Annotated in this window: 25 protein-coding genes and 1 tRNA gene; 16 read left to right on the top strand and 10 right to left on the bottom strand. The window is 63.2% G+C overall.

What is annotated here, in order from left to right; all coding sequences use genetic code 11:
* Positions 1-14 precede the first annotated feature (14 nt).
* Positions 15-830 carry a pyrroline-5-carboxylate reductase gene (proC, locus tag NKJ00_RS27285; RefSeq protein WP_128302663.1) on the top strand — a complete coding sequence of 272 codons (816 nt, stop codon included), beginning with the start codon at positions 15-17 and terminating at the stop codon, positions 828-830.
* 13 nt (positions 831-843) lie between these two features.
* Here proC and NKJ00_RS27280 read toward each other — a convergent pair whose 3' ends face one another.
* The 3 genes from NKJ00_RS27280 to NKJ00_RS27270 all read right to left on the bottom strand — a co-directional run bounded on the left by NKJ00_RS27280 (position 844) and on the right by NKJ00_RS27270 (position 2,858).
* A complete protein-coding gene (locus NKJ00_RS27280) occupies positions 844-1,236 on the bottom strand; it encodes a type II toxin-antitoxin system VapC family toxin (protein ID WP_352553694.1) in 393 nt (130 codons plus the stop codon).
* On the bottom strand, positions 1,236-1,478 hold the full coding sequence (locus NKJ00_RS27275) for a type II toxin-antitoxin system VapB family antitoxin (protein WP_352553696.1): 243 nt from the start codon (positions 1,476-1,478) through the stop codon (positions 1,236-1,238). Before NKJ00_RS27275 ends, NKJ00_RS27280 begins: the two co-directional genes overlap by 1 nt.
* A gap of 66 nt (positions 1,479-1,544) precedes the next feature.
* Positions 1,545-2,858, bottom strand: coding sequence for an NAD(P)H-dependent oxidoreductase (locus NKJ00_RS27270; RefSeq protein ID WP_352553698.1), 1,314 nt, complete (start codon positions 2,856-2,858; stop codon positions 1,545-1,547).
* Positions 2,859-3,197: 339 nt separating this feature from the next.
* On the opposite strand from NKJ00_RS27270, the gene NKJ00_RS27265 reads away from it, so the two are divergent.
* The 3 genes from NKJ00_RS27265 (at position 3,198) to NKJ00_RS27255 (ending at position 5,444) form a co-directional block, all read left to right on the top strand.
* Positions 3,198-4,604 (top strand): PTS galactitol transporter subunit IIC, encoded by a 1,407-nt coding sequence (locus tag NKJ00_RS27265; protein WP_352553700.1) that lies wholly within the window; start codon positions 3,198-3,200, stop codon positions 4,602-4,604.
* A gap of 73 nt (positions 4,605-4,677) precedes the next feature.
* Entirely contained in the window at positions 4,678-5,139 is a 462-nt protein-coding gene (locus tag NKJ00_RS27260; protein ID WP_127267974.1) for a PTS sugar transporter subunit IIA, read from the top strand.
* 17 nt (positions 5,140-5,156) lie between these two features.
* Positions 5,157-5,444: a PTS sugar transporter subunit IIB gene (locus tag NKJ00_RS27255; RefSeq protein WP_023809203.1), complete on the top strand. Its 288-nt coding sequence runs from the start codon at positions 5,157-5,159 to the stop codon at positions 5,442-5,444.
* A gap of 33 nt (positions 5,445-5,477) precedes the next feature.
* Here the strand turns inward: NKJ00_RS27255 and NKJ00_RS27250 are convergent, their stop codons facing one another.
* The 3 genes from NKJ00_RS27250 to NKJ00_RS27240 all read right to left on the bottom strand — a co-directional run bounded on the left by NKJ00_RS27250 (position 5,478) and on the right by NKJ00_RS27240 (position 11,735).
* Positions 5,478-6,872, bottom strand: coding sequence for a multicopper oxidase family protein (locus NKJ00_RS27250; protein ID WP_352553702.1), 1,395 nt, complete (start codon positions 6,870-6,872; stop codon positions 5,478-5,480).
* A 103-nt stretch (positions 6,873-6,975) separates the two neighbouring features.
* Entirely contained in the window at positions 6,976-10,785 is a 3,810-nt protein-coding gene (gene metH / locus NKJ00_RS27245) for a methionine synthase (protein ID WP_352631981.1), read from the bottom strand.
* A 131-nt stretch (positions 10,786-10,916) separates the two neighbouring features.
* The gene (locus NKJ00_RS27240) at positions 10,917-11,735 is read right to left on the bottom strand and encodes an alpha/beta fold hydrolase (protein WP_352553706.1); all 819 of its coding nucleotides are present in this window, start codon (positions 11,733-11,735) and stop codon (positions 10,917-10,919) included.
* Positions 11,736-11,925: 190 nt separating this feature from the next.
* On the opposite strand from NKJ00_RS27240, the gene NKJ00_RS27235 reads away from it, so the two are divergent.
* The 5 genes from NKJ00_RS27235 to NKJ00_RS27215 are packed head-to-tail and all read left to right on the top strand — an operon-like array spanning position 11,926 to position 16,549.
* A complete protein-coding gene (locus tag NKJ00_RS27235) occupies positions 11,926-13,179 on the top strand; it encodes an ABC transporter substrate-binding protein (RefSeq protein ID WP_352611470.1) in 1,254 nt (417 codons plus the stop codon).
* A gap of 3 nt (positions 13,180-13,182) precedes the next feature.
* A complete protein-coding gene (locus NKJ00_RS27230; protein WP_352611469.1) occupies positions 13,183-13,920 on the top strand; it encodes an ABC transporter ATP-binding protein in 738 nt (245 codons plus the stop codon).
* Positions 13,917-14,630, top strand: a complete 714-nt coding sequence (locus NKJ00_RS27225; protein WP_136617183.1) for an ABC transporter ATP-binding protein — start codon at positions 13,917-13,919, stop codon at positions 14,628-14,630. The genes NKJ00_RS27230 and NKJ00_RS27225 overlap by 4 nt, the downstream gene beginning before the upstream one ends.
* A 12-nt stretch (positions 14,631-14,642) precedes the next feature.
* Positions 14,643-15,518, top strand: a complete 876-nt coding sequence (locus NKJ00_RS27220) for a branched-chain amino acid ABC transporter permease (protein WP_126067682.1) — start codon at positions 14,643-14,645, stop codon at positions 15,516-15,518.
* Complete coding sequence (locus NKJ00_RS27215) at positions 15,515-16,549, top strand: branched-chain amino acid ABC transporter permease (protein ID WP_352441065.1); 1,035 nt, start codon at positions 15,515-15,517, stop codon at positions 16,547-16,549. Before NKJ00_RS27220 ends, NKJ00_RS27215 begins: the two co-directional genes overlap by 4 nt.
* A 24-nt stretch (positions 16,550-16,573) precedes the next feature.
* Here the strand turns inward: NKJ00_RS27215 and NKJ00_RS27210 are convergent, their stop codons facing one another.
* The 4 genes from NKJ00_RS27210 to NKJ00_RS27195 all read right to left on the bottom strand — a co-directional run bounded on the left by NKJ00_RS27210 (position 16,574) and on the right by NKJ00_RS27195 (position 21,062).
* Positions 16,574-17,890: a M20 family metallopeptidase gene (locus NKJ00_RS27210; RefSeq protein WP_352441067.1), complete on the bottom strand. Its 1,317-nt coding sequence runs from the start codon at positions 17,888-17,890 to the stop codon at positions 16,574-16,576.
* A gap of 58 nt (positions 17,891-17,948) precedes the next feature.
* On the bottom strand, positions 17,949-18,854 hold the full coding sequence (locus tag NKJ00_RS27205; RefSeq protein WP_128302676.1) for a MurR/RpiR family transcriptional regulator: 906 nt from the start codon (positions 18,852-18,854) through the stop codon (positions 17,949-17,951).
* Positions 18,855-19,024: 170 nt separating this feature from the next.
* Entirely contained in the window at positions 19,025-20,665 is a 1,641-nt protein-coding gene (locus NKJ00_RS27200) for a peptidoglycan L,D-endopeptidase MepK (protein ID WP_502895929.1), read from the bottom strand.
* A 322-nt stretch (positions 20,666-20,987) separates the two neighbouring features.
* A tRNA-Thr gene (locus NKJ00_RS27195) sits at positions 20,988-21,062 on the bottom strand.
* Positions 21,063-21,223: 161 nt separating this feature from the next.
* Here NKJ00_RS27195 and NKJ00_RS27190 point away from each other — a divergent pair.
* The 7 genes from NKJ00_RS27190 (at position 21,224) to infA (ending at position 25,930) form a co-directional block, all read left to right on the top strand.
* Positions 21,224-21,418, top strand: coding sequence for a hypothetical protein (locus NKJ00_RS27190; RefSeq protein ID WP_023809256.1), 195 nt, complete (start codon positions 21,224-21,226; stop codon positions 21,416-21,418).
* 146 nt (positions 21,419-21,564) lie between these two features.
* Positions 21,565-22,857: a UDP-N-acetylglucosamine 1-carboxyvinyltransferase gene (murA, locus tag NKJ00_RS27185; RefSeq protein WP_023809257.1), complete on the top strand. Its 1,293-nt coding sequence runs from the start codon at positions 21,565-21,567 to the stop codon at positions 22,855-22,857.
* A gap of 91 nt (positions 22,858-22,948) precedes the next feature.
* Positions 22,949-23,383 (top strand): DUF2948 family protein, encoded by a 435-nt coding sequence (locus NKJ00_RS27180; RefSeq protein WP_023809258.1) that lies wholly within the window; start codon positions 22,949-22,951, stop codon positions 23,381-23,383.
* A 7-nt stretch (positions 23,384-23,390) separates the two neighbouring features.
* Complete coding sequence (hisD, locus tag NKJ00_RS27175) at positions 23,391-24,683, top strand: histidinol dehydrogenase (protein ID WP_352611468.1); 1,293 nt, start codon at positions 23,391-23,393, stop codon at positions 24,681-24,683.
* Positions 24,684-24,689: 6 nt separating this feature from the next.
* The gene (locus tag NKJ00_RS27170) at positions 24,690-25,175 is read left to right on the top strand and encodes a UPF0262 family protein (RefSeq protein ID WP_013530198.1); all 486 of its coding nucleotides are present in this window, start codon (positions 24,690-24,692) and stop codon (positions 25,173-25,175) included.
* Complete coding sequence (locus NKJ00_RS27165) at positions 25,163-25,624, top strand: arsenate-mycothiol transferase ArsC (protein ID WP_081734750.1); 462 nt, start codon at positions 25,163-25,165, stop codon at positions 25,622-25,624. The genes NKJ00_RS27170 and NKJ00_RS27165 overlap by 13 nt, the downstream gene beginning before the upstream one ends.
* Before the next feature lie 87 nt (positions 25,625-25,711).
* Entirely contained in the window at positions 25,712-25,930 is a 219-nt protein-coding gene (infA, locus tag NKJ00_RS27160; RefSeq protein WP_006200926.1) for a translation initiation factor IF-1, read from the top strand.
* The last annotated feature ends 8 nt before the right edge of the window (positions 25,931-25,938 follow it).

Below are 25,938 nucleotides of genomic sequence, written 5' to 3'. Positions count from 1 at the left end.
TCGGAGGGCTTTCGATGACGATCAGACTTGTTCTCGCCGGCTGCGGCAATATGGGCTACGCCATGCTCTCGGGCTGGCTGAAATCCGGCAAGCTTGCGCCATCAGCGGTCTTCGTGGTCGAGCCCAATGCCGATCTGCGCAATCGCGCCGCAGCGTTGGGCTGCGGCACATCAGCCGATGCCGGCGATATTCCAGCAGACGCCGTGCCCGATCTCGTAGTCATCGCGGTGAAGCCGCAGGTGATCCGCGATGTCACCTCCGCCTACAAGCGTTTCGGCGACGGCCGCACCACCTTCGTCAGCATCGCCGCTGGCACGCCTGCCGCCACCTTCGAGGAAATCTTGGGCAACCGCGCGCCGATCGTGCGCTGCATGCCCAACACGCCCGCGGCGATCGGCAAAGGCATGATGGTTGTGTTCTCAAACAAGCTCGTGTCGGATGACACCAAGCGTTTCGTCGCCGACCTTTTGTCAGCGAGCGGTGAAGTGGCCACCATCGACGACGAGGGCCTAATGGACGCGGTGACCGCCGTGTCCGGATCGGGACCGGCCTACATCTTCCATTTCATCGAAGCGCTGACCGTCGCCGCCGAGAAGGCCGGTCTGCCGACGGCGACCGCCAAGTTGCTCGCCATGCAGACCGTCTACGGCGCCGCCTCGCTCGCCGCCGAAAGCGGCGAGGAGCCGGGCGTGCTGCGCCAGCAGGTGACCAGCCCCAAAGGGACGACGGCCGCGGCGCTGGAGGTGCTGATGGGCGAGGACCGGCTGACAAATCTGCTGACGCAGGCGGTGGAGGCGGCGCGGTTGCGGTCTGTCGAGCTGGGGAAATAGAGCGGACGTCCCGCTAAGCGAGATTCGTACGCGAAAAATCATTGCCCTTGTAGAGCAACACTGAGCCGTGGCTCTTCGCGCAAGCGTAGGACAGGCAATCGGCGAGATTGAGCTGTGCGGGATGCCCGCGTCCCTTTCCATAGTCTGAAAAGGCCTGGACCGCGAGCTTGGCGTCACCAGCGTCGATCGGCACGATTTCGATTTCGGCCTCACGCAGAAACGCCTCTATCGCCGCTTCCACAACAACAGGCTCGACAGCAAGCATGGTGGAGAGCCGCATTGCTGCTTCGAGCACGACTAGTGCTGAGGTTATTTTGCGTGGTGTTGCCTGGATTCGATTGCTCCATTCGCCGGCGTCCCCTTCTCTCGAAAGAATTGCGACAACCACCGAGGTATCAACGAACATCAGGAATGTCCCCACATGTCGTCGATCTCATCCTTACTTACAGGGCGGCCGCCCTGGCCGGCTTTGGCCTTAAGATCCTCGGCGATGGCAGCAAGTCGATCCGCTAGAGGAACGCGTCCGCTTTCCCGTTTCAATTCAGACTCAAGCGCTTCGATGACCGCCTCGGTCATGGAAATCTTGCGTTTGGCGGCGAGCCGCCGCGCCAGTTCGCGGGCGCGCGGATCCCTGATCTGGAGGTTCATTGGCCTGTCCTCAGTGACATTTGCCACTACAAGATAGTGCATTCGTCATGACAGTGCCACAACGGACTATCTTCCGTACAGCATCTCGTCCTGCAGCTGGCGCAAGGCGAACAGCCTTGTCGTCTGGTCGGGCGCCGCATTGTCTGACGTCAGCAACTCACCTTTCCTGACCGGTTTCAGCACCTTGCCGCCCTCGAGCAGGCCGACCGGCACAGCGCGCCGGGCGCGGGCTTCGCCGACGGTCATGGTCCAGGAGCGGTAGCAGGTCTCGCCGATCGCATCGAAGGTCTCGCCGGCGGCAAGGTCGCGCTTGGCGACGGCGCAGACTTCGGCGACCGGCCGCGGCAGCGGCACCATGTCGGGCTTGCCGAAAAGCACGATGCGGGCGGCGGTCAGCGGCACCTCCAGCGACGTCAGATGATAGGGCCGGAACAGGCTGTAATAGGGGCCGTGGCCGACATGCAGATCGTCCATGCGCTCGATGATGCGCGGATGCGTCGCCTCGACGATGACGAAGACGCCAGGCGCGACGCCTTTGCCGACCGTGTAGTCGACGACGCCTTTCTTCAACAGCAGACCGCCATCCTCGCGCGGGATCAGCACCTTGGCGAGATCATCGCGGTCGGCCTTGGGGCCGTGCATACCGGGCACGTCGGGCACCAGCCCGGTGGCGTTGGCGATGGCGCACATCTCGACCATGGTCTTGGAACCGTCGACGAACTCGACCAGCATGCGCGGGTTCATGTTGCGGCGGATGGCTTCGGCGCGATAGTCGTCCGGTACGGCATCGTGTTTGAGCGGGTTGTTCTTGCCCTTGCCGGCCGAGACGATGGTCAGCCCGAGCGCCGACGCGAATTCGATCAGTTCCATGCAGCTCGACGGCTCGTCGCCCGCACCCAACGAATAGACGACGCCAAGCCGGTCGGCCTGCTGCTTCAGATAGCAACCGATGGTGACGTCGGCCTCGACGTTCATCATCACAAGATGCTTGCCGTGCTCCATCGCCATGAGGTCGAAGTCGGCGGCGACACCCGGCTTGCCGGTGGCGTCGATGACGACGTCGATTAACGGATTGGTGACCAGCATCTCGTTCGAGGTGATGGCGATCTTGCCGCTCTCGATGGCGCCGGTGACTTTCGACGCGGTGTCGGCTTCGACCGCCATGGCTTCATCGCCATAGGCGATGCGGATGGCATCGCGCGCGGTGTGCGGGCGGCGCGTCGAGACGGCGCAGATCGAAATGCCTGGCATCAGCATGCCTTGCGTGACCAGATCGGTGCCCATTTCGCCCGAGCCGATGACACCAATGCGCACCGGGCGGCCTTCGGCGGCACGCCTGGCGAGATCACGGGCAAGGCCGGTCAGGGCGACGTTGGTCATGCAAGAATGTCCACAGCTTCGTGATTTGGGATCGGATAGCAGGGAACGGGTTCTATTTGCCAACGAAACCCGGTCTCGACCGGCAATTTCCACGAAATCGTCTCGGAAGGGACGTCCTTCGGGGCTCGATTGGCCGAAGCGCAACCAATTGACATCGCAGCGAACAACCCCAATAAAACATTCGTTTGTCAACAAAGGCAAATGTTCACCGACGCGACAGTCGGGAAGCATTCGCCTCTGGCGCAAATTGGGGAGTGTCTTTGCGCCACGGCGTCAAAGGCTGGATGGAGCATCATTGCGAGGCGTCGAGCGAAGGCTCGCGGCTCCAGGGGAGGAAAAATGGATACTGTTCTCGCGGGCCTCAAAGGGGCCATCGATACGCTTGGCCCGACGATCCTGCTGCCGATCGTCATTTTCATCATCGCCGTGGTTCTGGGCGCCAAAGTGAGCAAGGCTTTTCGCGCCGCCGTCACCATCGGCGTCGCCTTCATCGGCATCAATCTGGTGCTTGGCCTGATGTTCACGTCGATTGGCGACGTCGCCAAGGCCATCGTCACCAACACCGGCATTCATCGCGACATCATCGATGTCGGCTGGCCCTCCGCGGCCGCGATCGCCTTCGGCTCATCGGTCGGCCTTTGGGTCATTCCGGTCGGCATCCTGGTCAACATCGTGCTGCTGCTGACACGCATGACGCGCACGCTCAATGTCGACGTCTGGAATTTCTGGCACTTTGCCTTTGTCGGCTCGCTGGTGGTCGCCGCAACCGACAATCTGGCCTATGGCATCGCGGTCGCAGCACTTGTCGCAGCACTCTCGCTGCTGTTCGCCGACTGGTCCGCGCGCGCGGTGCAGCAGTTCTACGGCGTGCCCGGCATTTCGGTGCCGCATCTCGCCTCGGCACAGATCCTGCCGATCGCCATTGTGCTCAACTGGATCATGGACCGCATTCCCGGGATCAACCGCATCAACATCAACACGGACACCATCGAGCGCAGGTTCGGCGTGTTCGGCGAACCTGTCGTGATGGGCCTCATCATCGGCCTCGTGCTTGGTGCGATCGCCTTCTACAATGCGGGTGATCTCAGCGTGGTGCTGGCAAAGGTTCTGGGCACCGGCATGACGCTGGCCGCGGTGATGCTGCTGCTGCCGCGCATGGTCAAGATCCTGATGGAGGGGCTGATCCCCGTCTCCGACGCCGCACAGGCGTTCGTGCGCAAGCGCACCGGTGACCGAGAGCTTCTCGTTGGTCTCGATTCGGCGATCCTGATCGGCCATCCGGCCGCGATCTCGTCGTCGCTGATCCTGGTGCCGATCGCAATCATCCTGTCCATCATCCTGCCGGGCAACCGCGTCATCCTGTTCGCCGACCTCGCGGTCATCCCCTTCATCGTCGCCATGACCGCGCCGCTGGTCAAAGGCAACGTGTTCCGCATGGTGGTGATCGGCACGGTGACGCTGGCCATCGGCTTCTACGTCGCCAACGCGCTGGCGCCGCTGTTCACAAGCGCTGCTGTCGCATCGGGCTTCAAGCTGCCGGCGGACGCGCTGCAGATCACCTCGGTGGTCGACGGCTTCCTGTGGGTGCCTTACGTGGTCATCGAGGCGATCCAGGGGATGGGGCTTGTCGGCATCATCGTGATCGCGGTGGTCATCGCGGCATTGTTTGTCCTCTACCGCCGCAATCCGCTCGGCTGGGAGCGGGCCGCAGGCGCCGAGGACGAGCCGGCCGAAGAGACGGCCTGACCTGATAGCGTCCACCCTTTAAACCGATCGTGCGCCCTTTCCGGGGCGCACGATTTCATCGACGGAGCAAAGAATGTCCGACGGCCTCATGCAGCTTCTGGACCCCGACGCGATCGTGCTCGGATCCGATGCCTCGACCAATGAGGAGATCATCCGCATCCTGGCGGGCCGGCTGGAGAGACTTGGCTATGTCAAAAGCAGCTATGCCGACGCGGTCGTGCGCCGCGAATTGACCATCCCGACCGGACTGCCGCTGGAACGCTCCGACAATGTCGCGGTGCCGCACACCGATCCGGAGCATGTGCTGAAGCCTGGCATCGCGATGGGCACATTGAAGCAACCAGTCACCTTCGCCAACATGGAGGATCCCGACGAGATGCTGCCGGTCGGCTTCGTCTTCCTGCTTGCCATCAACGACAAGGACAAGCAGATTGAGGCGCTGCAGGCCGTCATGGCCACCATCCAGAACCCGCAAGCCTTGGATGATTTGAGGTCGGCCAGAACCCTCGAAGACGTGCGAGCCGTACTCGGCTGAAACAAGGAGAAGCAGAGATGTCCAGACAGAAAACCATTCTCTTTGCCTGCGGCACGGGCATCGCCACCTCGACCGCGGTCAATGTCGCCGTCACCGAGGAAATGAAGAAACGCGGCCTCACCTTCAACGCCCAGCAGGCAAAGGCCACCGAAGTGCCTGGACTGGCCGACAATGTCGACTTCATCGTCGCAACCACACCGATCTCCGCTTCGGTGACCAAGCCGGTGATCAAGGGCCTCGCCTTCCTCACCGGCATCGGCAAGGACAAGGTGCTGGACGAGATCGAGGCGCAGTTGCGCAAATGACGGCACAGACGCTACGCGCAGGCTGACGCGGCTTCACACCACCCTGACATAGCTCGTCATTCCCGATTTCTGGTGCTCGATGATATGGCAGTGCAGCAGCCAATCGCCGGGATTGTCGGCGACGAAGCCGAGCTGAACCTTCTCGTTGGGCTGGATGAGATAGGTGTCGGAAATCGCAGGCTGAACCTGGCGCGTCGAGGATGACAGCACCTTGAAGCTCATGCCGTGCAGATGCATCGGATGGGATTGCGGCGTCAGGTTCTCCATGTCGATGACGTAGCTTTGGCCAAGCTTCAGTTCGGCCAGAGGCGCGGTCGGATCCTTGGTGTCGCCGGGCCACGGCACTTTGTTGATGGCCCAGAAACTGTAGCCAAGCGAACCGCAGATGCCATCGCTCGGGACGTTTTCCGCCGTGGCGCTCAGTGCCAGGGAAATATGCCTGGCGCTGGCGAGATCCACTTCCGCCACCGGATTGAGCTCCAGCGGCGCGAGATCGCGAATGTCCCGTTTGAGCGAGTTTCCAGTCGCACGCAGGGTCGCCAGGATTTTTGGCTTGGTGCCCCTGACGTCCCTCAAGCTGACGATCGCACCTTCCTCGTCGGGCATGCGTATGGCCAGCTCCATGCGCTGGCCGGGTCCAAGCAGCAAGGCATCGGGCGAAAAACGTTCAGGCACCGGATTGCCGTCGAGCGCCATGACACTCGCCTCCGCACCGTCGATGCGAAAAGCGTAGATACGCGTCACGTCGGTGATGGCGACGCGCAGCCGCGCCAATCCGCCGGCCGGCGCATCATATTGCGGCTGGTCGAGCCAATTGGCGGTGCGCACCGTGCCGTAAGTGCCGGTTCTCGCGGCATCGCGCGGCCGGAACTGGTCAATGAACTGGCCGTCGTCGCCGAGGCGCCAGTCGCGCAAATTGAGGACGATTTCGGCATCGAATTCCGGATCGCTTGGATTTTCGACCACGATAACCCCCGTCAGGCCGTGACCCATCTGCTCCAGCGTGTTGCAATGCGGGTGATACCAGAAGGTGCCGGCGTCGGGCGGCGTGAAGGCGTAGTCGAAATGATCGCCGGTGTAGACGTAGGGCTGGACCAGGAACGGCACGCCGTCCATCTTGTTTGGAACACGAATGCCGTGCCAGTGGATCGTCGTCGGATCGTCGATCGCGTTGACAAGGCGCGCGGCGAAGGGCTCGCCCTTTTTCATCCTGAGCACCGGCGGCATTCCGGCGTTGCCATAGGTCAGCACATCCCTGGTCTGGCCGACATCCATCAGCTTCGCCTGGATCTTTGCCGTCTGCAAAACCACCGGCTCAGGCGTGGCAGCGGCCCAGCCGCCAAGCCGACCCATGGCCGAAAGCCCGACCCCGCCCGCCCCGGCAACCGCGGCCGCTTTCAAAAGCCTGCGGCGTGTGAGTAAGGTCATTCGGCGCTCCAACTGCAAAGGCGACTGCCCGCGAAGGTGTAACCGCCGCGCCATGGATCACAAGCCGGGAACCCGCGCAAATTCTGTTGAGGGCATGCCGTCGCTATTCAGCCGCCTCGGCGTAGTGTGCCGGCACGTAGTTGAGGATGGGGCCAAGCCAGCGCTCGACCTCGGCCAATGGCATCGCCTTGCGGCGTGCATAATCTTCGACCTGGTCGCGTTCGACCTTGGCGACGCCGAAATAGTAGCTTTCGGGATGCGACAGATAGATCCCCGACACGGACGAGCCCGGCCACATCGCATAGCTTTCGGTCAGGCTCACGCCCGCATTGCCCTCACCGTCAAGCAGCCGGAACAGCGTCGCCTTCTCGGTGTGATCCGGCTGCGCCGGATAGCCGGGCGCCGGACGGATGCCGCGGTAAGGTTCGCCGATCAGCTCGTCGGGCGCCAAGGCTTCGTCGGGAGTATAACCCCAGAATTCCTTGCGCACCTTCTCGTGCATGCGCTCGGCAAAGGCTTCGGCGAAGCGGTCCGCCAGCGCCTTGACCATGATCGACGAATAGTCGTCGTTCGCCCGCTCGAACCGTTCGGCGATCGCCACCTCCTCGATGCCGGCGGTGACGATGAAGCCGCCGATGTAGTCGGGCTTTCCGCTGTCGGCCGGCGCGACAAAATCCGACAGCGCGACATTGGCCTTGCCGTCGCGCTTGGTCAGTTGCTGGCGCAAGGTAAAGAAGGTCGCCAGTTCCTGCGACCGCTTTTCGTCCGTGAACAGCCTGATGTCGTCGCCGACGGCATTGGCCGGCCAGAAGCCGATGACGCCGCGCGGGGCGAACCATTTTTCGGCGATGATCTTTTTCAGCATCGCCTGCGCATCCTCGAACAGCTGGCGCGCGGCGGCGCCTTGCGCCTCGTCTTCGAGAATTTTGGGATAACGGCCCTTCAGCTCCCAGGTCTGGAAGAACGGCGTCCAATCGATGTAGCGCGCGAGTTCGGTGAGATCCCAGTTCTCGAACACCTTGACGCCGGTAAAAGACGGCTTCGGCGGCTCGTAGGCAGACCAGTCGATCCGGTGCGCATTGGCCCTCGCCTTGGCCAGCGGCAGCCGTTGCTTGTCGGCTTCGGAGCGGGCATGTGCATCCGCGACCTTCTTGTATTCGGTGCGCACCGTGTCGACATAGCCGCCCTTGCTCTCGTTCGACAGCAAGGACGACACGACGCCGACCGCCCGGCTGGCGTCGGTGACGTAGACCGTCTGCCCCTTGCTGTAGCGCGGGTGGATCTTCACCGCCGTGTGCACGCGGCTGGTCGTCGCGCCGCCGATCAGCAGCGGAATGTCGAAGCCTTCACGCTCCATCTCGGCGGCCATGTGCACCATTTCATCGAGGGATGGCGTGATCAGGCCGGACAGGCCGATGATGTCGACATTTTGGTCGCGCGCCGTCTGCAGGATTTTCGCTGCCGGCACCATGACGCCGAGATCGATGATCTCGTAATTGTTGCAGGCCAGCACGACGCCGACGATGTTCTTGCCAATATCGTGGACATCGCCCTTCACCGTCGCCATCAGGATCTTGCCCGCGGTCTGGCGTTCGCCATTGTCGATGCCGTTGGCGGCGTTGGCCACCTTCTCGGCCTCCATATGCGGCAGCAGCCCGGCCACCGCCTGCTTCATCACACGCGCCGACTTAACCACCTGCGGCAGGAACATCTTGCCCGCGCCGAACAGGTCGCCGACGACGTTCATGCCGGCCATCAGCGGGCCTTCGATGACATGGAGCGGGCGCTCGGCGGCAAGCCGCGCTTCCTCAGTGTCGGCGTCGATGAATTCGGTGATGCCGTTGACCAGTGCATGGCCGATCCGCTGTTCGACAGTCCATTCGCGCCAGGCGAGATCGCGCTCCTGCGCTTCCTTGCCGGCCGTGCCCTTGAAGCGTTCGGCGATCTCCAGCATGCGTTCGGTGGCGGTGCCGCCGGCCTTGGGCATGCGGTTGAGCACGACATCCTCGCAGGCTTCGCGCAGTGCCGGCTCGATCGTATCGTAGACGGCGAGCTGACCGGCATTGACGATGCCCATGTCCATGCCGCGCTGGATGGCATGGTAGAGGAACACGGCATGCATGGCCTCCCGCACCGGCTCGTTGCCGCGGAACGAGAAGGAGAGGTTCGACACACCGCCGGAAATGTGGACATGCGGCAGCGTCGCGGTGATCTCGCCCGCCGCCTCGATGAAGTCGACGCCGTAATTGTCGTGCTCCTCGATGCCGGTGGCGATGGCGAACACGTTCGGATCGAAGACGATGTCCTCGGGCGGGAAGCCGGCCTGTTCGGTCAAAAGCTTGTAGGCGCGGGTGCATATCTCCACCTTGCGCGCTTTGGTGTCGGCCTGGCCATCCTCGTCGAACGCCATGACGACCACGGCGGCGCCATAAGCGCGCACGAGCCTTGCATGATGCAGGAATGCCGCCTCGCCTTCCTTCATCGAGATGGAGTTGACCAGCGGCTTGCCCTGCACGCATTTCAGGCCAGCCTCGATGATCTCCCATTTGGAACTGTCGACCATGACCGGGACACGGGCGATGTCCGGTTCGGCGGCGATCAGGTTGAGATACTCCACCATCGCCTTCTTCGAATCGATCAGGCCTTCGTCCGTATTGATGTCGATGATCTGCGCGCCATTGGCGACCTGGTCGCGCGCCACGTCGAGCGCGGCGACATAGTCACCCGCCGTGATCAGCTTCCTGAACTTGGCCGACCCGGTAACATTGGTGCGCTCGCCTACATTGACGAAGGGAATTTCGTCCGTCAGCGTGAACGGCTCCAACCCGGACAGGCGCATCTTGCGCTCGATGTCGGGAATGGCGCGTGGCGGATACTTTTTCACCGCCTCGGCGATGGCGCGGATGTGCTCGGGCGTCGAACCGCAGCAGCCGCCGACGACATTGACCAGTCCCTCGCGGGCAAACTCCTCGATCTGCGCGGCCATGAAGTCCGGGCTCTCGTCATACCGACCGAATTCATTGGGCAGGCCGGCATTCGGATAGGCGCAGGTGAAGGTGTTGGCGACGCCTGAAATCTCGGCCAGATGCGCGCGCATGGCGTTGGCGCCGAGCGCGCAGTTGAGGCCGATGGTGAACGGGCTGGCGTGGCGCACCGAATGCCAGAAGGCCGTCGGCGTCTGGCCCGACAGCGTGCGGCCGGAGAGGTCCGTGATGGTGCCCGAAATCATCACCGGCAGGCGCACGCCCTTCTCGATGAAGATCTCTTCCGCTGCAAAGATCGCCGCCTTGGCGTTCAGCGTGTCGAAGATGGTCTCTATCAGGATGATGTCGGCGCCACCGTCGATCAGGCCGCGCAGCTGCTCGCCATAGGCGAGGCGCAGATCGTCGAAGGTCACGGCGCGATAGCCGGGATTGTTGACGTCGGGCGACATCGAGGCGGTGCGGTTGGTCGGCCCGAGTGCACCGGCGACAAAGCGGCGCTTGCCGTCCTGCTGCTCGGCCCGAACAGCGGCGCGCCGCACCAGCCGCGCGCCATCGCGGTTCAGCGCGTAGACGGCATCCTCCATGCCGTAATCGGCCTGGGCGATCGAGGTCGAGGAGAAGGTGTTGGTTTCGAGGATATCGGCGCCTGCGATGGCGTATTGATAGTGAATCTCCTCGATCGCCTTCGGCTGCGTCAGGATCAGAAGATCGTTGTTGCCTTGCTGGTGGCAGGCGCAGCCGGCGAAGGCCTCGCCGCGAAACTGGTCCTCGTCAAAGCCGAGGCCCTGGATCTGCGTGCCCATGGCGCCATCGAGGATGAGGATGCGTTCGCGTGCTGCTGCCGTCAGCGCGGCAAGCACTTCCGAGCCGTCCGGTTTTGCCGCGACGGGGCCGAACAAATCGTCCAGCGATGCAGAATTCTGCGACATTTTTTATCCCTTTGGCGACAGGCCTTTTCATGTCACATAAGGATATCTTTATGTCAATATACGGTAGGTGCGCGTGATTGTCACCCACCTGTCTCGAAGGCGGGGTCTGTGGCGCCGGTTTTCCGACGGACCTACGCTCTGTCGAAGCTTGCCAGGAAGCGGGCGAAGACCGGATTGAAGCGATCCGGCGAATCCCAGAACGGCGCGTGGCCGGATTTGTCGAGCAGATGGGCCTTGCCTTCCCATAGATTGGAGAATTTCACAGCGGAGACGAAATCGATGTTGACGAATGGCTCGTCGATGCCGTTCAGAACGGCGATCGGCGGCGTCTTGCCGGCCACGATCTCGCGCTGGTTCCGCCCGGTGCCGGCCGCGAACTTTTCGAACATCAGGCGCCGCGCCCTTCCATCGGTGCGCGCCACCGTGTCGATGAGAAACGGCTCGAACGGCTCGCCGCAGGTGCTGCGCGCATAGGCCTCGACATCCGCGTCAGTGAAGGTTTCCTGCCCGGCAAGGTGCATATGCGGGCTCGGCTTGAAGCCGTTGCCGACCTCCTCGGGCGAGACGGGCGGCGTGCCGGTGATCATCAGGCCAAGCAGGCCGGGAAAGCGGTCGATCATCTCAAGCCCGATATGGCCGCCGAGCGACCAGCCGAAGACGATGGCCTTGTCGATGCCGAGCAGCCCGAGCACTTCGGCCATGGCATCGGCATAGCCTTCCATGCTGTAGGAACGCTCCGGATCGATCGCATCGCCGGACGCTCCGTGGCCGGGCAGGTCCGGAGCGATGAGGTGGTAGCGCTCGCCCAACGGGCCGTCCAACTGGTTGCGGAAAACGGCACTGGAAGATGAATTGCCGTGGATCAGCATAACAGCGGTTCCCTGGCCACTGGTCTGGCGAACAGCGATCTTGCCGTGGCTGGTTTCAAGGGTCTTCTGCGAGATCGTCATTGTCCGCTCCGTCGGGAATTGCCCTGTTTTAATGCAGTTGCGCGGCAAAGCGCCACGGCTTCCAAACCTTTGCGGGAACCATCTTCCCGGCAAGGTTGCGTTGAAAAATCCTTTTCAAATAAGAACAATTATGCGTAGATTGTCAATTATCCAACTCCCGATGAACGGGAGGAAAACAGGGAACAGCACGATGAAGCCCAAATCCGCCGCAAGTCGAATCCGCCATATGCTGATGAGCACGACGCTGATCGGCATGTTTGCCGTGTCAGGCGCCCCCGCCTTTGCCGAAATCGTCAAGATCGGCCTGCTTGCGCCGCTGACCGGCCCTGCCGCGGCGGACGGCCAGGAATTCCAGCGCGGCGTGCAGATGGCCATCGACGAGGCCAACGCAGCCGGCGGCGTTGCCGGGGATACATTCGAACTGGTGGTCGGCGACGTCAAGGATCAGTCCGCCGGCAACGTCACCAGCGCGGTCGAGCGCCTGCTTGGCGATCCGGGCGTGCACTTCATGCTGACCGGCTATGCCAGCCTGACCAATTTCGAGATCGACAACATGGCCGAAGCGGAAATGCCCTACATGCTGGCGGCCACCTCGCAGCAGACCAGGGACATCATCGCGCCAAGCCCCGACAAATATATGTGCTGCTGGTCGCTGACGCCTTCCTTCGACGCCTACAACACCGACGTAACCCTGTTCGTCGAGAAGCTCGCGGCCGATGGCAAGATCACCCTGCCGACCAAGAAGGTCGCCATCATCTCGTCCGACAACGCCTATTCGAAGACCATCTCCGAAGGCATGAAGAAGACCTTCAAGGAGAAGGGCTGGACCATCACCGTCGACGAGATCGTGCCCTTCGGCGAAGTGACCGACTGGCGCTCGATCCTCGCCAAGGTGCGCGAGAACGTTCCCGATGTCGTCATCAACACCGACTATCTGCCCGGCAATTCGGCGTCGTTCCTGAACCAGTTCCTCGAGCAGCCGACCAAGAGCCTCGTCTTTTTGCAATATGCGCCGAGCGTTCCGGAATTCGTCGAGCTGACCGGCAAAAAGTCGGATGGTGTCATCTACAATCTGCTCGGCGGCGCGTTGACGACGCCGAAGAACCCGCGCGCCGACGAGGTGGCAGCCAAGTTCAAGGCAAAATACGGCGTCGAGAGCGGCACCTATGGCGTCGGCCTCTACGAAATGACCAATGTCTATTTCGACGCCGTCAAGAAAGTCGGCGGCGCGTCCGACCATCCGGCGATCATGAAGGCGCTGTCGGAAACCGACAAGCAGGTCGCCGAAGGGCGGCTTAAGTTCGATCCGGCCACCCACCTTGCCACGCAGGGCGACGACTATATCCCGATCACCTTCTTCCAGATCTGGGATGGCCAGCGCACGCTGATCTCGCCGGAGAAATACGCCACCGGCGCCTTCAAGCTACAGCCCTGGATGAAGTAGGGAATGGCCCTGCTTGAACTGGACGACGTGTCGAAGGCCTTCGGTTCGCTGAAGGCCGTCGACGGCGTGTCGTTCAAGGTCGAGGCCGGCGAGATCTTCGGCATCGCCGGCCCGAACGGCAGCGGCAAGAGCACACTGTTCAACATCATCACCGGCATCCCGTTCGGCCCCGACCGGGGCCAGATCCGCTTTGACGGCATTGCCATAAACGGCAAATCGGGACACGCCATCGCGCGCCTCGGCCTCGCCCGCACGTTTCAGCGCGAGACCAGCTTCGACGGGCTGACCGTGTTCGAGAACGCGCTGATCGGCGCCAGTTACGGCAAGCAGGAAAAGACAGCGGCCACGGCCCGCAATGCCGCCGCCGAGGCGCTGGAGTTCGTCGGCCTGGGATCTCAGTCGTTCGGCCGGCTTGCCGGCGAATTGTCTGTGTTCGAGCGCAAATGCCTGATGCTTGCCACCGCGATTGCCATGCAGCCGCGCATGCTCTTGCTCGACGAACCGGCGTCGAGCCTGACCAAACCCGAGATCGAGACGTCTATCGGCCTGATCCGCCGCACCGCCGAGCGCGGCATCACCATCCTTCTGATCGAGCACGTGCTGACCTTCCTGATGAGCCTTTCGCAGCATCTGCTGGTGCTCAACAATGGCCGCGTCCTGGCCGCTGGCGACCCGGCTGGCGTGATCGCGGACCCGCGCGTCATCGAAGCCTATCTCGGCACGAGGAGATCGGCGGCGTGAACCCCATTCTCAGCGTCGAAGGCGTCACCGCCGGCTATGGCCGCGTCACCGTGCTGCACGACATCTCGCTGGAGGCCGGCCGCTTCGGCAATGTCGGCCTGTTCGGCCCCAACGGCCATGGCAAGACGACGCTGCTGCGTGCGATCTCCGGGCTGCTGCAGCCGAAGAGCGGCCGCATCCTGTTCGACGGACAAGACATTGTCGGCCACAGCGCACGCGCCATCGTCGGCGCCGGCCTGATCCATGTGCCGCAAGGCAACCGGCTGTTTCCCGATCTCTCGATCGCCGACTGCATGGCGCTCGGCGCCTATTCGCCGCGGGCCCGGCCGCATGAGGCGGAGAACCGCGAGAAGGTGATCAAGCTGTTTCCGAAACTGGCGGAACGCTGGCGCCAGCGCGTGCGCACGCTGTCGGGCGGCGAGCGCCAGATGGTGTCGATCGGCACCGCGCTGATGAGCCATCCGCGCCTGCTGATCCTCGACGAGCCGACGCTTGGACTGGCGCCCAAGATCAAGGACGAGCTCTGCGCCTCCGTCATGGACATTTCGCGCGGCGGCGTGCCGCTGATCGTCGTCGAGCAGGATATCGAATTCCTGCTGGAGCTGACGCAGCAACTCTACCTCGTCAACCATGGCGCCGTGGCGACCGAGATCAAGCCGGGCGAAAGCCTCGACCACGGCGAGATCATGTCGATGTATTTTGGCCATTAGGAAAATCCGAAGATGAGCGCATTGGCGGAAATCCTGTTCGGCGGCCTGTTCCAGGGCTCGCTCTACGCCATGATGGCGGTCGGGCTCGCTCTGGTCTGGACGACGATCGGCGTGTTCAATTTCAGCCATGGCGTGTTCATGATGCTGGGCGCCTACATCGCCTGGCAGCTGGTCGAACTCGGCCTGCCGGCGGCGGTCGCCTTTCCCATCGCCGTCGTCGTCATGGCCGGCGTCGGCTGGATCCTGCAGGCGAGCGTCGTGCGGCCGCTGATCGGCCGGCCCAACATCGTGCTGGTCGTCGTCATCACCACGCTGGCGGCCGGGTCGCTGATCGAGAACGGCGCCTTGACCATCTGGGGACCGCGCTCGAAGCAGATCCCGGCGCTGATCGCCGGCAACACCACCATCGGCGGCGTCGGCGTCTCCCTGCACCAGATCGCCATCATCGTCATCACGCCGCTGATCCTGGCCGCACTTTGGATGTTCCTCAACCGCACGCGGCTGGGGCTGGCACTGCGCGCCGTGGCGCAGAACGAAGATGCCAGCCACCTTGTCGGGCTGAACGTCACCGCGCTCTATGGGCTGGCCTTTGCCATTGCCGCGTCGCTGGCCGGGCTCGCCGGCATCTTCATGGGCGGCTACCGCTTCATGTCGCCGGTGATGGGCAGCGACCCGCTGCTCAAGGCGCTGATCGTCGTCGTTTTCGGCGGCATATCGAGCATATCGGGCCCGATCTTCGCCGCCTATCTGATCGGCTTCTTCGAGGCCGCCTGCAGCTATTATTTCGGCCTGTACTGGACGCCGGCGCTGCTGTTCGGCGTGCTGATCCTGACCCTGATGGTGCGCCCCGAGGGCATCTTTGCCAGCCGCTCCCGAGGCCTAGCATGACCGACACGACATCGCTGATCGCGCCTGGCCACGCCGAGGCGGCAACCCCGATCGCTCCAGGCCGCACGCCGTGGAAGCAGGAGGCCATCGGCTTCGTGCTCGGCTTCGCGCTGCTGGCGCTGCTGCCGCTGATCTTCGGCGACACCTATGCCCGCCACATCCTGATCATGGCCTTCATCTATGCGATCGTCGCCTCGAATTGGGACCTCAGCCTCGGCTATGGCGGCGTCTTCAATTTCGGCCATCTGGCGCTGTTCGGCATCGGCGTCTATGCCTACAGCCTGCTGACCAAGCTGGCCGAATTCGACCCGTGGATCGCGCTGTTTGCCAGCGGTGTCATCGCAACCCTGGCGGCGATCCTGGTGACCATCCCGATCCTGCGGCTGAAGGGCATCTACATCATCCTGGTCACTTTCGGCTTCGCGCAGTTGGTCATGCAGGTGATCATCAGCCAGTCCGCCATCACCGGTGGCACGCAAGGGCTGGTGCGCATTCCCGGACTTTACGTGTTCGACCACAATATGGTCCGTGACGGCAAGTCAGCCTATTTCTACATCGCGCTGGCGCTGCTGGTGGCGAGCACGCTGTTCCTGCGCGTGTTCGTGCGCTCACGCGCCGGGGCCAGTATCGTCGCCTTGCGCGACAATGAGGAATACGCCGTCAGCCGCGGCGTCTCGATCGTCCGCCAGCGCATGCTGACGCTTGCCGCGAGCGCCTTCTTCACCGGCATCGCCGGCGCCTTCTACGCCGCCTACCAGCGCAATGCCTCGATCGACGTCTTCGGCATGAGCCTGGCGACCATCATCCTGTCGATGGTGCTGCTCGGCGGCACCAGCACCATTTACGGCGCCATCATCGCCTCCTTCGTGCTGACGATCTTCGCCGAATGGATGGCCGATTTCGGTGCGTGGCGGCCGATGATCACGGCGGTGCTGATCATCGGCGTGATGCTGGCCTACCCGAGCGGCCTGGTCGGCATGATCAAGGCTTCATGGGGCGCCGTCGCCGGACGCCTGAAACGCCCGGCCTGACCGTTTCGGAATAGCGGCTCCGCCTCAGCGGATGCCGCACCAGTCGATGACCGAAGCAGCGATCACCTTGGCGGTCTCGACCACCGATTCGACCTCGACATATTCGTCGGAACCGTGAAAACCGTCGCCCGACGGGCCGAAGATGACACCGTCGACGCCGGCGCCGGCATAGTGCGCGGCATCGCACACAGCGACGAAGCCGCGCGCCTGCGGCGCCTTGCCGACCATGGCCTTGCGCTTCATCAGCGAGGTCACCAGCGGATGATCGACCGGGGTGTTCATCGGCGGGAAATACAGCCCGCCGAGCTCCCATTGGATCGCAGGCGGGTTGTCGCGCAGCCACGCATCGGTCTGGGCGAAATGGTGGACGAACGTCTCGAAATCGCGGCGGTAGTCGGCCGAGTTCTCATCGGGCAGGAATTTCATGTCGAGATCGAGCACCGCGACGTCGGGAATGATGGCCGGGTTGGTCATGACGGTCGGCAGGCCGTGTTCGCCAAGGCCGGTGCCGCCATGCATGACGCCGATGTTGATCGTGTTCATACCGAGCGGCAGCAATGGATGCGATTTCGCCCGCGTCCGGTCCAGTTCATACTGGCGCACGGCGGCGATGAAGCGAGCGGCGATCTCGATGGCGTTGACGCCCGGCTCGAGCCGGTCCTTGTCGTGGCGCTGCGGATAAATCTCGTTGTAGCGCAGCGCCGAATGGGCGTTGCGGCCGCGGATCGTCACCCGCGCCCATTCGAGCCCGCCTTCGACGGGCAGGACATCGCCCCAGGTCGGTTCGGCGACCAGCACCGCCTTGGCGAGCTTGCCCTTCTTCACCGCGTCCATGGCGCCGAAGCCGCCGGCTTCCTCGTCGACGACGGAATGGATGGCCAGCCGGCCCTGCAGCGTGATGCCCGCCTTGCGGATCGCATGTGCTGCGGCGACGCAAGCGGCGACGCCGCCCTTCATGTCGACGGCGCCGCGGCCATAAAGGCGGCCATTGGTGATCTCGCCGCCGAACGGATCCACCGACCAGTCCTTCATCGCGCCGACCGGCACGACGTCGATGTGGCCGCACAGGATCAGGCTGCGGTCCTCGTCTCCCGCCCATTCGCCGACCAGATTGGGCCGGCCGGGCAAGGCATCCCATTGCTCGGTCTTGAACCCGTCCTGCCTGAGGATCGGTTCGAGCAGCGCCTGGACATCCGCCTCGCGGTTGATCGCCGGGTTGGGCTCGAATTTGGGGTTGACCGAAGGGATGCGAACCATGTCGCGGGTCAGGCCGATCAACCAGTCGCGATCGGTCTCGATCTCAGCCTGCACGGCATCGATGATGGTCTGGTTGTCGGGCATTGTCGCTTCCTTCTCTGCGTCGCGGCGCTTTGCAATCGCTGCACTGGGCGCAACGACACTATTTCCTTGTGGTTTTGGATTTGGCGGCGTCGTCGGCCGATGACGACAGGGCGGTATCGAGCGTGACCGCATTGGCGCTGCGGATCCTTTCGATGTCCTCGATGCGCTTGCGCACCCCGGCGCCGTGGCTCTCCAGCGCGTGGGCAAACACGGTTTCCATCTGGGCAACGGCCGTCGCCAGCGTGTCGAACGGCGAGTTGGCGTCGATCGCGGCGACCATGGTCAGGTCCGCTATGTCAGATATCGGCGACAGCCAGACATCGGTGAACAGCAGGATGGAGACGCCGCGCTCCTTGGCCTGCTGGGCAAAGCTCACCACGTCCGACTGGTAACGCCGGTAGTCGAACACGACGAGGAGGTCGCGCTTGCCAAGGTCGATCAACAGGTCGAAATCGGCGGGGCTCAACGAACCGATGTCGCGCACGCCGGAGCGGAACTGCAGGAGGTAGCCGGCCAGCATGGAGGCGATATGCCGGCTGAACCGGCCGCCCAGCAGCACGACCTGGCCCTTGCTCTCCAGCAGCATGTTGACGGCGCGCGTGTAGGCCTGCACCGGCACTGCCGTGCGGGTGCGCTCCAGGCTGTCTGAAACCGAATGGAAATAGGTAAGTGCGGTGCCTTCGCTGGAGCCGCCCGGACGCTTGGCCTCCATCATCAAAAGCGGCGAATGCAGCCTGGATTCGACTTCGGTGAGCAGGCGTGCCTGGAAGTCGGCAAAGCCGACATAGCCAAGCTTGGTCATCAGCCGCGTCACGCTCGGGTCGCTGACGCCGGCGCGCCGTGCCAGCCGGGTCGCGGTGCCCAGCCCCGACATCGGATAATCGGCGAGCAGGACCTGGACGATCTTCTCTTCCGCGGAGGTGAACGCCACGGTCGTATTGGCCAGTTCTTCGCGGATCGACATTGTCATCGCCTATCGTCGACGGAAAGACAATTATCTTACAATTTCGCACATGTTTGTCAAATTTGGAACTTTTCTTACAGAACCATCGAGAGTTCGGCATGACTTGCAATCCCATGACAGCCAAGCCAGTCGTGCAACACATCCACGTCGGCTCGAACGAGGGCTTGCGTCTATCTGAAGCTGGCGATGGGCAGGAACTTGACCGCTGAACCGGTGAAGCGTCGGTGATCGGAGGTCTGTCCTCGCGGCTGGAATCCATCGAGATAGATGTGCTCCGGCGCTGTGCGGATGAGATTGGCGGCAATGACGGACGCCGCCGCAGGGCTAGCTCCGCCGGCGATGCCACGACCCGTCTCAATCAGCCGGCCGGACAACGCTGCCGGCACGATGACCGCGGTGGCTTCGGGATCGAGATTTGGCTGGACACGGTCGGCCTTCGGGCTGGTCCTGACGCGATCTTCGGGCTTCGATTGGGCAACCGAGACCCGCTGGCCGGCCAACCCATTGTGGCCGTCATCGGCGTGGTTCAAGGCCAGCAAGGCAGCGACCGCATCGCCGGCTTTGTCTGCTTCAGGCTGGCGCATCGGGCTTGTCAAGCTTTCCGGTCGCCATGTCGGCAACGGGATGTTGAGCGCCACAAGGTCCGGCGCGCCGCTCGCGGGGCCGGCATCCGACTTGCCCGAGGGAATTTCAGCATCGGTTGCCGCTGGATTGGCCAGTTCGGCCCGCGCCGTGGAAGCGTTGGCTGTTGCAAGTTGCGCGATTTGCGGGGTCGGAATGCTGGTCGTTGGCCCGGTGCGCGGGGCGAAGGCTGGCAGCGGCACTGAGCCCGGCGCCATCGCCATGACGATCGCTTCAGGCGTCTTTCCTTCCGGCCCAATCGACGATTCTTCGACCCGATCGACGGAAGCCATCTGGATGTCAGCGCGCTGGGCATCCTGCGGCGGCACGATCGCGATGCCGGCGGGCCTGGGTTCAACGGACTTGGCCGGCTTGCGTGGCGCCGGCACCGCTTCGGCGACATCATCGGTCTCGTCCGCGCCGCGCCCGCCCAAAAGCGTCGCCAGCAGGCCGCGCGGCCTGCGTTGGCCGCCGTCGGCACTTGCCAGGTCGATGTTGGGCGCGCCGGTGCCCTTGCGCGACTTGTAGGCGGCAAACGCCTGCCCATAACCGGGCAGCGGTTTGCCGTCGCTCGGCACATGCAGCGTATTGCCGTTCGGGAATACCCTTGCGAGTTCCTGGCGGCTGATGCCAGGCCAATGCCGCACATTGCCGACATCCATATGTATGAAAGGCGAGCCGGAGGTCGGGTAATAGCCTACGCCGCCGCCCTGCATCTTGAGGCCGATGTCGCGCAGCTTCTTCAGCGGCACATCCGGCAGGAAGAAGTCCATCGCGCGGCCAACCATGTGTTGGCTTTCCCGAGCCACGCCCTTCGAGCGGCTGCGCAGCATGGCGTTCGTCGCTGGCGACCGATAGGCGCTGACCACGTGAATATAGGCTGTCGAGCCGCTGGCGCGATAGGCCTGCCAGACAAGATCGAGCAGGCGCGGATCCATCTTCGTCGGTTCGTTGCGACGCCAGTCGCGCAGCATCAAATTGATCTTCTTCAATCCCGCCGGATCATAGCGCCCATTGCGCTTGAACACGATTTCAGCCTTCTCGCCCGTATGGAGATGTTGAATCTTCAAAGCACGCGTCTCCGCGAACGCGCCGGTAACGAACAGACATAAGAACGCTGCCATGATGGCCGGCAGTGTCCAAAGACGGGAAGCACCGGGGGCGTTTTGCACGTTTTCGCTCACGTTCATGCCTTGCACGTTCTTTTGTTTCGGGCGGTTTTAGGTTCCGCCCAGATCAGGAGCCTTTCGGCCCTCTTCCTGACAAGCATGGACTTGACCGACGCAGACGGGCATCCATGCCACAATACGTCATGTCGATGAACAGCATCTTGGTTAACGAATCGTGTCTTGCCGGGAATGCGCTTCGGCTGGAGTTGCCTGTGGCAGCCATTTTCTGGAGCAATGCACCGCTGATGAGGTCCGCCAGCACGACGGCCGCGCCGTTCCCGTGTAGCCGCCTCGCCCTTGCAAATGCAGAGGACGAATGTGCGGCAACAAGGATGTTGGAAACTGGTGCTGCGAGAGAGGATTGAACTCTCGACCTCTCCCTTACCAAGGGAGTGCTCTACCACTGAGCTACCGCAGCCGCTGATGGCGGGGCTTCTGCCATATCGAACCGGCAAGCGCAAGGCCAAGCGCAACGCTTCTGTGAAAGCCTTTGCCGGATAGCTTTTAATGACATGGGGGCGCCACAATGTTGGCTATCCCTGAATGGCGGGCTGGCTGCTCACGGGCCAGAGCGGGACAATGGATGACAAGGCAATTCCAGTGAAAAAGGATGGTCCACCGAATAACAGCGCAACAATCCGCAAGGATCGGCTGGCAGAGCAATTGCGCGCCAATCTGCAGAAGCGCAAGGCGCAGTCACGCTCGCGGCGCACCGGAGATGCAGATCAACGGCCGGACGGGCTCGCTGCATCGAAGGAAATACAAAAAGATTAACTCAAATCGGCCACTCTTGGCCCGGGGTGGGCGAAATCCCATTTCTTGAACCAGCGTAATTCTTGAACCAGATCGGCCAATGGTCTAGACGGGCCGCTACTCAAACGATTGAACCGGCCCTGTTTGGCCGAGAGGGACTTTCTTCCATGGATCGCATCAGAATTGTCGGGGGCAACCAGCTCTCCGGAAGCATTCCGATCTCGGGCGCGAAAAACGCGGCGTTGCCTTTGATGATCGCCTCGCTTTTGACCGACGACACGCTGACGCTGGAAAACGTGCCGCATCTGGCCGATGTCGAGCAACTGATCCGCATCCTGGGCAACCACGGCGTCGATTATTCGGTCAATGGCCGCCGCGAGAAGCAGAATGAGGGCTATTCGCGCACCATCAACTTCTCCGCCCGCAACATCGTCGACACCACAGCGCCCTACGAGCTGGTGTCGAAGATGCGCGCCTCGTTCTGGGTGATCGGCCCGCTGCTGGCCCGCATGGGCGAAGCAAAAGTGTCGCTGCCGGGCGGTTGCGCCATCGGCACGCGGCCGGTCGATCTGTTCCTCGAGGGCCTGCAGGCGCTGGGTGCCGACATCGACGTCGACACCGGCTATGTCATCGCCAAGACAAGGAATGGCCGCCTTGTCGGCAACCGCTATATCTTCCCGAAGGTCTCGGTCGGCGCCACCCATGTGCTGATGATGGCCGCGGCGCTCGCCAAGGGCGAGACGGTGCTGGAAAACGCGGCTTGCGAGCCCGAGATCGTCAACCTCGCCGAGTGCCTCAATGCCATGGGTGCGAAGATTTCCGGCGCCGGCACGCCGACAATCACCATCGACGGCGTCGAATCGCTCTCCGGTGCGCGCGTACGCGTCATTCCCGACCGCATCGAGACCGGCACCTATGCCATGGCCGTCGCCATGACCGGCGGCGACGTCGTGCTCGAAGGTGCGCGTCCGGATCTGCTGCAGACCGCACTGGACGTGATCGCCCAGACGGGTGCGGAGATCACGCCGACCAATTCCGGCATTCGTGTGAGGCGCAACGGCGCCGGCATTGCGCCGGTCGACGTGACGACGGCGCCGTTTCCGGCCTTCCCGACCGATTTGCAGGCGCAGTTCATGGGCCTGATGACGATGGCCAAGGGCAAGTCGCGGATCACCGAGACGATCTTCGAGAACCGCTTCATGCATGTGCAGGAACTGGCGCGGCTCGGCGCTCACATCACCCTTTCGGGCCAGACGGCGATCGTCGACGGCGTGCCGAAACTGAAGGGCGCGCCGGTCATGGCGACCGATCTTCGCGCCTCTGTCTCGCTGGTCATCGCCGGCCTGGCGGCGGAAGGCGAGACCACGGTCAACCGGGTCTATCATCTCGACCGTGGCTTCGAGCGGCTGGAAGAAAAGCTATCCAACTGCGGCGCGGTGATCGAGCGGATTTCCGCATAGGCCAATCGCAAGGCCTCGCGGTGCGGTTGCGCGGACGGGAAAGACCGCCTAACAGAAGGTTCAGTTATCAACCTTCAGGTGCGAAATCCGCATGACTGCCCTTAAGCTTATCGCGCTCGACGATCAGGATCTGAGCATCGTTTCGGCCCATGTCCAGGATGCCGTGATGAAGGTCAGCGACCTCGAATTCCTGCCTGCGGCCAAGCGTTTCCTGCTGACCATGAACCGTTTCGTCTGGGAGGCCAAATCCGGCCTGTTTCGCCAGCACAATGAGCGGCGGCAGGCGGTGCTGCATTTCGACCGGGTGCTCGGCGCCAAGACCAACGGCATCGCCCGCGACAAGCCCAATGAGGTCCTGTCGCTGCTGGCGATCAGCTTCATCGAGATCAGCAAGCCGGCGGGCATCGTCGAGCTGATCTTTGCCGGCGGCGGCACGATCATGCTCGACGTCGAATGCATCGAGGCGCGCCTTGCCGATATTGGCGGGGCGTGGGAAGCCACCTCGCGCCCCATCCACAAGGCCTGAGCGTCCGATGGCCATCAAGCTTCGTCAGTCCGACGCCGATTTCGAGCAGCGTTTCGCCGCCTTCCTGTTGACCAAGCGGGAAGTGTCCGCCGACGTTGATGCCGCGGTGCGCGACATCATCGCGCGCGTGCGCGCCGAAGGCGACGCGGCGCTGATCGACTATTCACAGAAATTCGATCGCGCCGATCTGACTGGATTGGGCATCGCCGTCTCGAAGGACGACATCGCCCAGGCCTACACGGCCGCCGATCCAAAGACGATCGAGGCGCTGGAATTCGCGCGCGACCGCATCCGCTCGCATCATGAGCGGCAGCGACCAAAGGATGACCGCTATACGGATGCCGCCGGCGTCGAGCTCGGCTGGCGCTGGACGGCGGTCGAGGCGGTCGGGCTCTATGTGCCGGGCGGCACGGCGAGCTATCCAAGCTCGGTGCTGATGAACGCCGTGCCGGCCAAGGTGGCCGGCGTCGAGCGCATCGTCATGGTCGTACCGGCGCCGGGCGGCATCATCAATCCGCTGGTGCTGGTGGCGGCCGACATATCAGGCGTGTCGGAAATCTACCGAGTCGGCGGCGCGCAGGCGATCGCCGCCCTTGCCTACGGCACCCGGACTATAAAGCCGGTCGCCAAGATCGTCGGCCCGGGCAATGCCTATGTCGCGGCGGCCAAGCGCCAGGTATTCGGCACCGTCGGCATCGACATGATCGCCGGTCCCTCGGAAGTGCTCGTCGTGGCCGACGGCAGCAATGATCCGGACTGGATCGCTGCCGACCTGCTCGCCCAGGCCGAGCACGACACATCGGCGCAGTCGATCCTGGTCACCGACGATCCGGCCTTCGGCATCGCTGTCGAACAAGCGGTCGAGCGCCAGTTGCAGAGCCTGCCGCGGGCCGAAACGGCTGCGGCGAGCTGGCGCGATTTTGGCGCCGTGATCCTGGTTCCAACCATTGAATCCGCGCTGCCGCTGGTCGACCGCATCGCCGCCGAACATGTCGAACTGGCCATCGACGATACCGAGGGTTTCCTGGCGCGGATGCGCAATGCCGGTGCCGTCTTTCTCGGCCGCCACACGCCGGAAGCCATCGGCGACTATGTCGGTGGTTCCAATCATGTGCTGCCGACGGCCAGATCGGCGCGTTTCTCGTCGGGCCTTTCCGTGCTCGATTTCGTCAAGCGCACGTCGATCCTCAAGCTTGGACCGGAGCAGTTGCGTATCTTGGCGCCGGCGGCGATTGCGCTCGCCAAGGCGGAAGGCCTTGAGGCGCATGGACGCTCCGTCGCCATACGGTTGAACATGTAGGCGGCGATGTCTGGCCCCGATCAAACCCGCGCCAGGCTGATCGATGTCGAACTCGATGAATCGATCGGCCGGTCGACACCCGATGTCGAGCATGAACGCGCGGTGGCGATCTTCGACCTGATCGAGGAGAACAGTTTTCAGCCCGTCAATGACAGCGGCGACGGCCCTTACCGGCTGAAACTGTCGCTGGCCGAGCAGCGCCTGGTGTTTGCCGTGGCGCGCGAGGATGGCACCGCCGTCGTCACTCATATCCTGTCGCTGACGCCGCTCAGGCGCATCGTCAAGGATTACTATATGATCTGCGAAAGCTACTACGACGCCATCCGTTCCTCGACGCCGAGCCACATCGAGGCGATCGACATGGGCCGCCGCGGCCTGCACAATGAAGGTTCGCAGACGCTGATGGACCGGCTATCCGGCAAGATCGACATAGACTTCGATACGGCGCGCCGGCTGTTCACGCTGGTCTGCGTACTGCACTGGCGGGGCTAGCCCTGGCACCCGGCGCCCTGCCCCGTTCGATCCTGTTCCTGTGCGGCATGAATGCCGTGCGCTCGCCAATGGCAGAGCAGCTGGCGCGCCGCATGCTGCCCGCCGCCATCTTTGTCGCTTCGGCCGGCGTTCGCGCCGGCGAGCGCGATCCGTTCGTCGATGCGGTGCTTGCCGAGGAAGGCCTGTCGTTGGGCGAGCGTCACCCACGGACCATGGACGATCTCGAGGACGATTATTTCGACCTCATCGTCACGCTGGCGCCGGAAGCGCACCACGCCGCACTTGAACTCACCCGCTCGCTCGCTGTCGAGGTCGAATACTGGCCGACGCCGGACCCGACCGACGCCGCCGGCACGCGCGAACAGATCATGGCGGCCTACCGGGACGTGCGCGAGCGCCTGAAAGCGCGGATCGGGCGTCGATTCACACCTCCGGAGGCCGCCGATTAAGCGTGTTCACAAGCGGACGATTATCATATAGGTTCCGCCGAAATTCCGGCCAGGGCGCTGGAACTACCATCCAAGCAAAGGTATCGAATGCCGAAGGAAGAAGTCCTCGAGTTTCCGGGTGTCGTGACGGAATTGTTGCCGAACGCGATGTTCCGGGTAAAGCTCGAAAACGAACACGAAATCATCGCCCATACGGCCGGCCGCATGCGCAAGAACCGCATCCGCGTGCTGACCGGCGACAAGGTTCTGGTCGAGATGACGCCATACGACCTGACCAAGGGCCGCATCACCTATCGTTTCAAGTAAGCAAAGCC

The sequence above is a fragment of the Mesorhizobium sp. M0227 genome, assembly GCF_040321855.1.
Lineage (GTDB): Bacteria > Pseudomonadota > Alphaproteobacteria > Rhizobiales > Rhizobiaceae > Mesorhizobium.
The sequence above is the reverse complement of the archived record's forward strand: the minus strand, read 5'-3'. Positions and strand labels throughout refer to the sequence as shown.

Bases quoted from the DNA above. Each gene is read 5' to 3' on its own strand.
- proC (WP_128302663.1), top strand. From the start codon at position 15: ATGACGATCAGACTTGTTCTCGCCGGCTGCGGCAATATGGGCTACGCC.
- NKJ00_RS27280 (WP_352553694.1), bottom strand. From the start codon at position 1,236: ATGTTCGTTGATACCTCGGTGGTTGTCGCAATTCTTTCGAGAGAAGGG.
- NKJ00_RS27275 (WP_352553696.1), bottom strand. From the start codon at position 1,478: ATGAACCTCCAGATCAGGGATCCGCGCGCCCGCGAACTGGCGCGGCGG.
- NKJ00_RS27270 (WP_352553698.1), bottom strand. From the start codon at position 2,858: ATGACCAACGTCGCCCTGACCGGCCTTGCCCGTGATCTCGCCAGGCGT.
- NKJ00_RS27265 (WP_352553700.1), top strand. From the start codon at position 3,198: ATGGATACTGTTCTCGCGGGCCTCAAAGGGGCCATCGATACGCTTGGC.
- NKJ00_RS27260 (WP_127267974.1), top strand. From the start codon at position 4,678: ATGTCCGACGGCCTCATGCAGCTTCTGGACCCCGACGCGATCGTGCTC.
- NKJ00_RS27255 (WP_023809203.1), top strand. From the start codon at position 5,157: ATGTCCAGACAGAAAACCATTCTCTTTGCCTGCGGCACGGGCATCGCC.
- NKJ00_RS27250 (WP_352553702.1), bottom strand. From the start codon at position 6,872: ATGACCTTACTCACACGCCGCAGGCTTTTGAAAGCGGCCGCGGTTGCC.
- metH (WP_352631981.1), bottom strand. From the start codon at position 10,785: ATGTCGCAGAATTCTGCATCGCTGGACGATTTGTTCGGCCCCGTCGCG.
- NKJ00_RS27240 (WP_352553706.1), bottom strand. From the start codon at position 11,735: ATGACGATCTCGCAGAAGACCCTTGAAACCAGCCACGGCAAGATCGCT.
- NKJ00_RS27235 (WP_352611470.1), top strand. From the start codon at position 11,926: ATGAAGCCCAAATCCGCCGCAAGTCGAATCCGCCATATGCTGATGAGC.
- NKJ00_RS27230 (WP_352611469.1), top strand. From the start codon at position 13,183: ATGGCCCTGCTTGAACTGGACGACGTGTCGAAGGCCTTCGGTTCGCTG.
- NKJ00_RS27220 (WP_126067682.1), top strand. From the start codon at position 14,643: ATGAGCGCATTGGCGGAAATCCTGTTCGGCGGCCTGTTCCAGGGCTCG.
- NKJ00_RS27215 (WP_352441065.1), top strand. From the start codon at position 15,515: ATGACCGACACGACATCGCTGATCGCGCCTGGCCACGCCGAGGCGGCA.
- NKJ00_RS27210 (WP_352441067.1), bottom strand. From the start codon at position 17,890: ATGCCCGACAACCAGACCATCATCGATGCCGTGCAGGCTGAGATCGAG.
- NKJ00_RS27205 (WP_128302676.1), bottom strand. From the start codon at position 18,854: ATGTCGATCCGCGAAGAACTGGCCAATACGACCGTGGCGTTCACCTCC.
- NKJ00_RS27200 (WP_502895929.1), bottom strand. From the start codon at position 20,665: ATGAACGTGAGCGAAAACGTGCAAAACGCCCCCGGTGCTTCCCGTCTT.
- NKJ00_RS27190 (WP_023809256.1), top strand. From the start codon at position 21,224: ATGGATGACAAGGCAATTCCAGTGAAAAAGGATGGTCCACCGAATAAC.
- murA (WP_023809257.1), top strand. From the start codon at position 21,565: ATGGATCGCATCAGAATTGTCGGGGGCAACCAGCTCTCCGGAAGCATT.
- NKJ00_RS27180 (WP_023809258.1), top strand. From the start codon at position 22,949: ATGACTGCCCTTAAGCTTATCGCGCTCGACGATCAGGATCTGAGCATC.
- hisD (WP_352611468.1), top strand. From the start codon at position 23,391: ATGGCCATCAAGCTTCGTCAGTCCGACGCCGATTTCGAGCAGCGTTTC.
- NKJ00_RS27170 (WP_013530198.1), top strand. From the start codon at position 24,690: ATGTCTGGCCCCGATCAAACCCGCGCCAGGCTGATCGATGTCGAACTC.
- infA (WP_006200926.1), top strand. From the start codon at position 25,712: ATGCCGAAGGAAGAAGTCCTCGAGTTTCCGGGTGTCGTGACGGAATTG.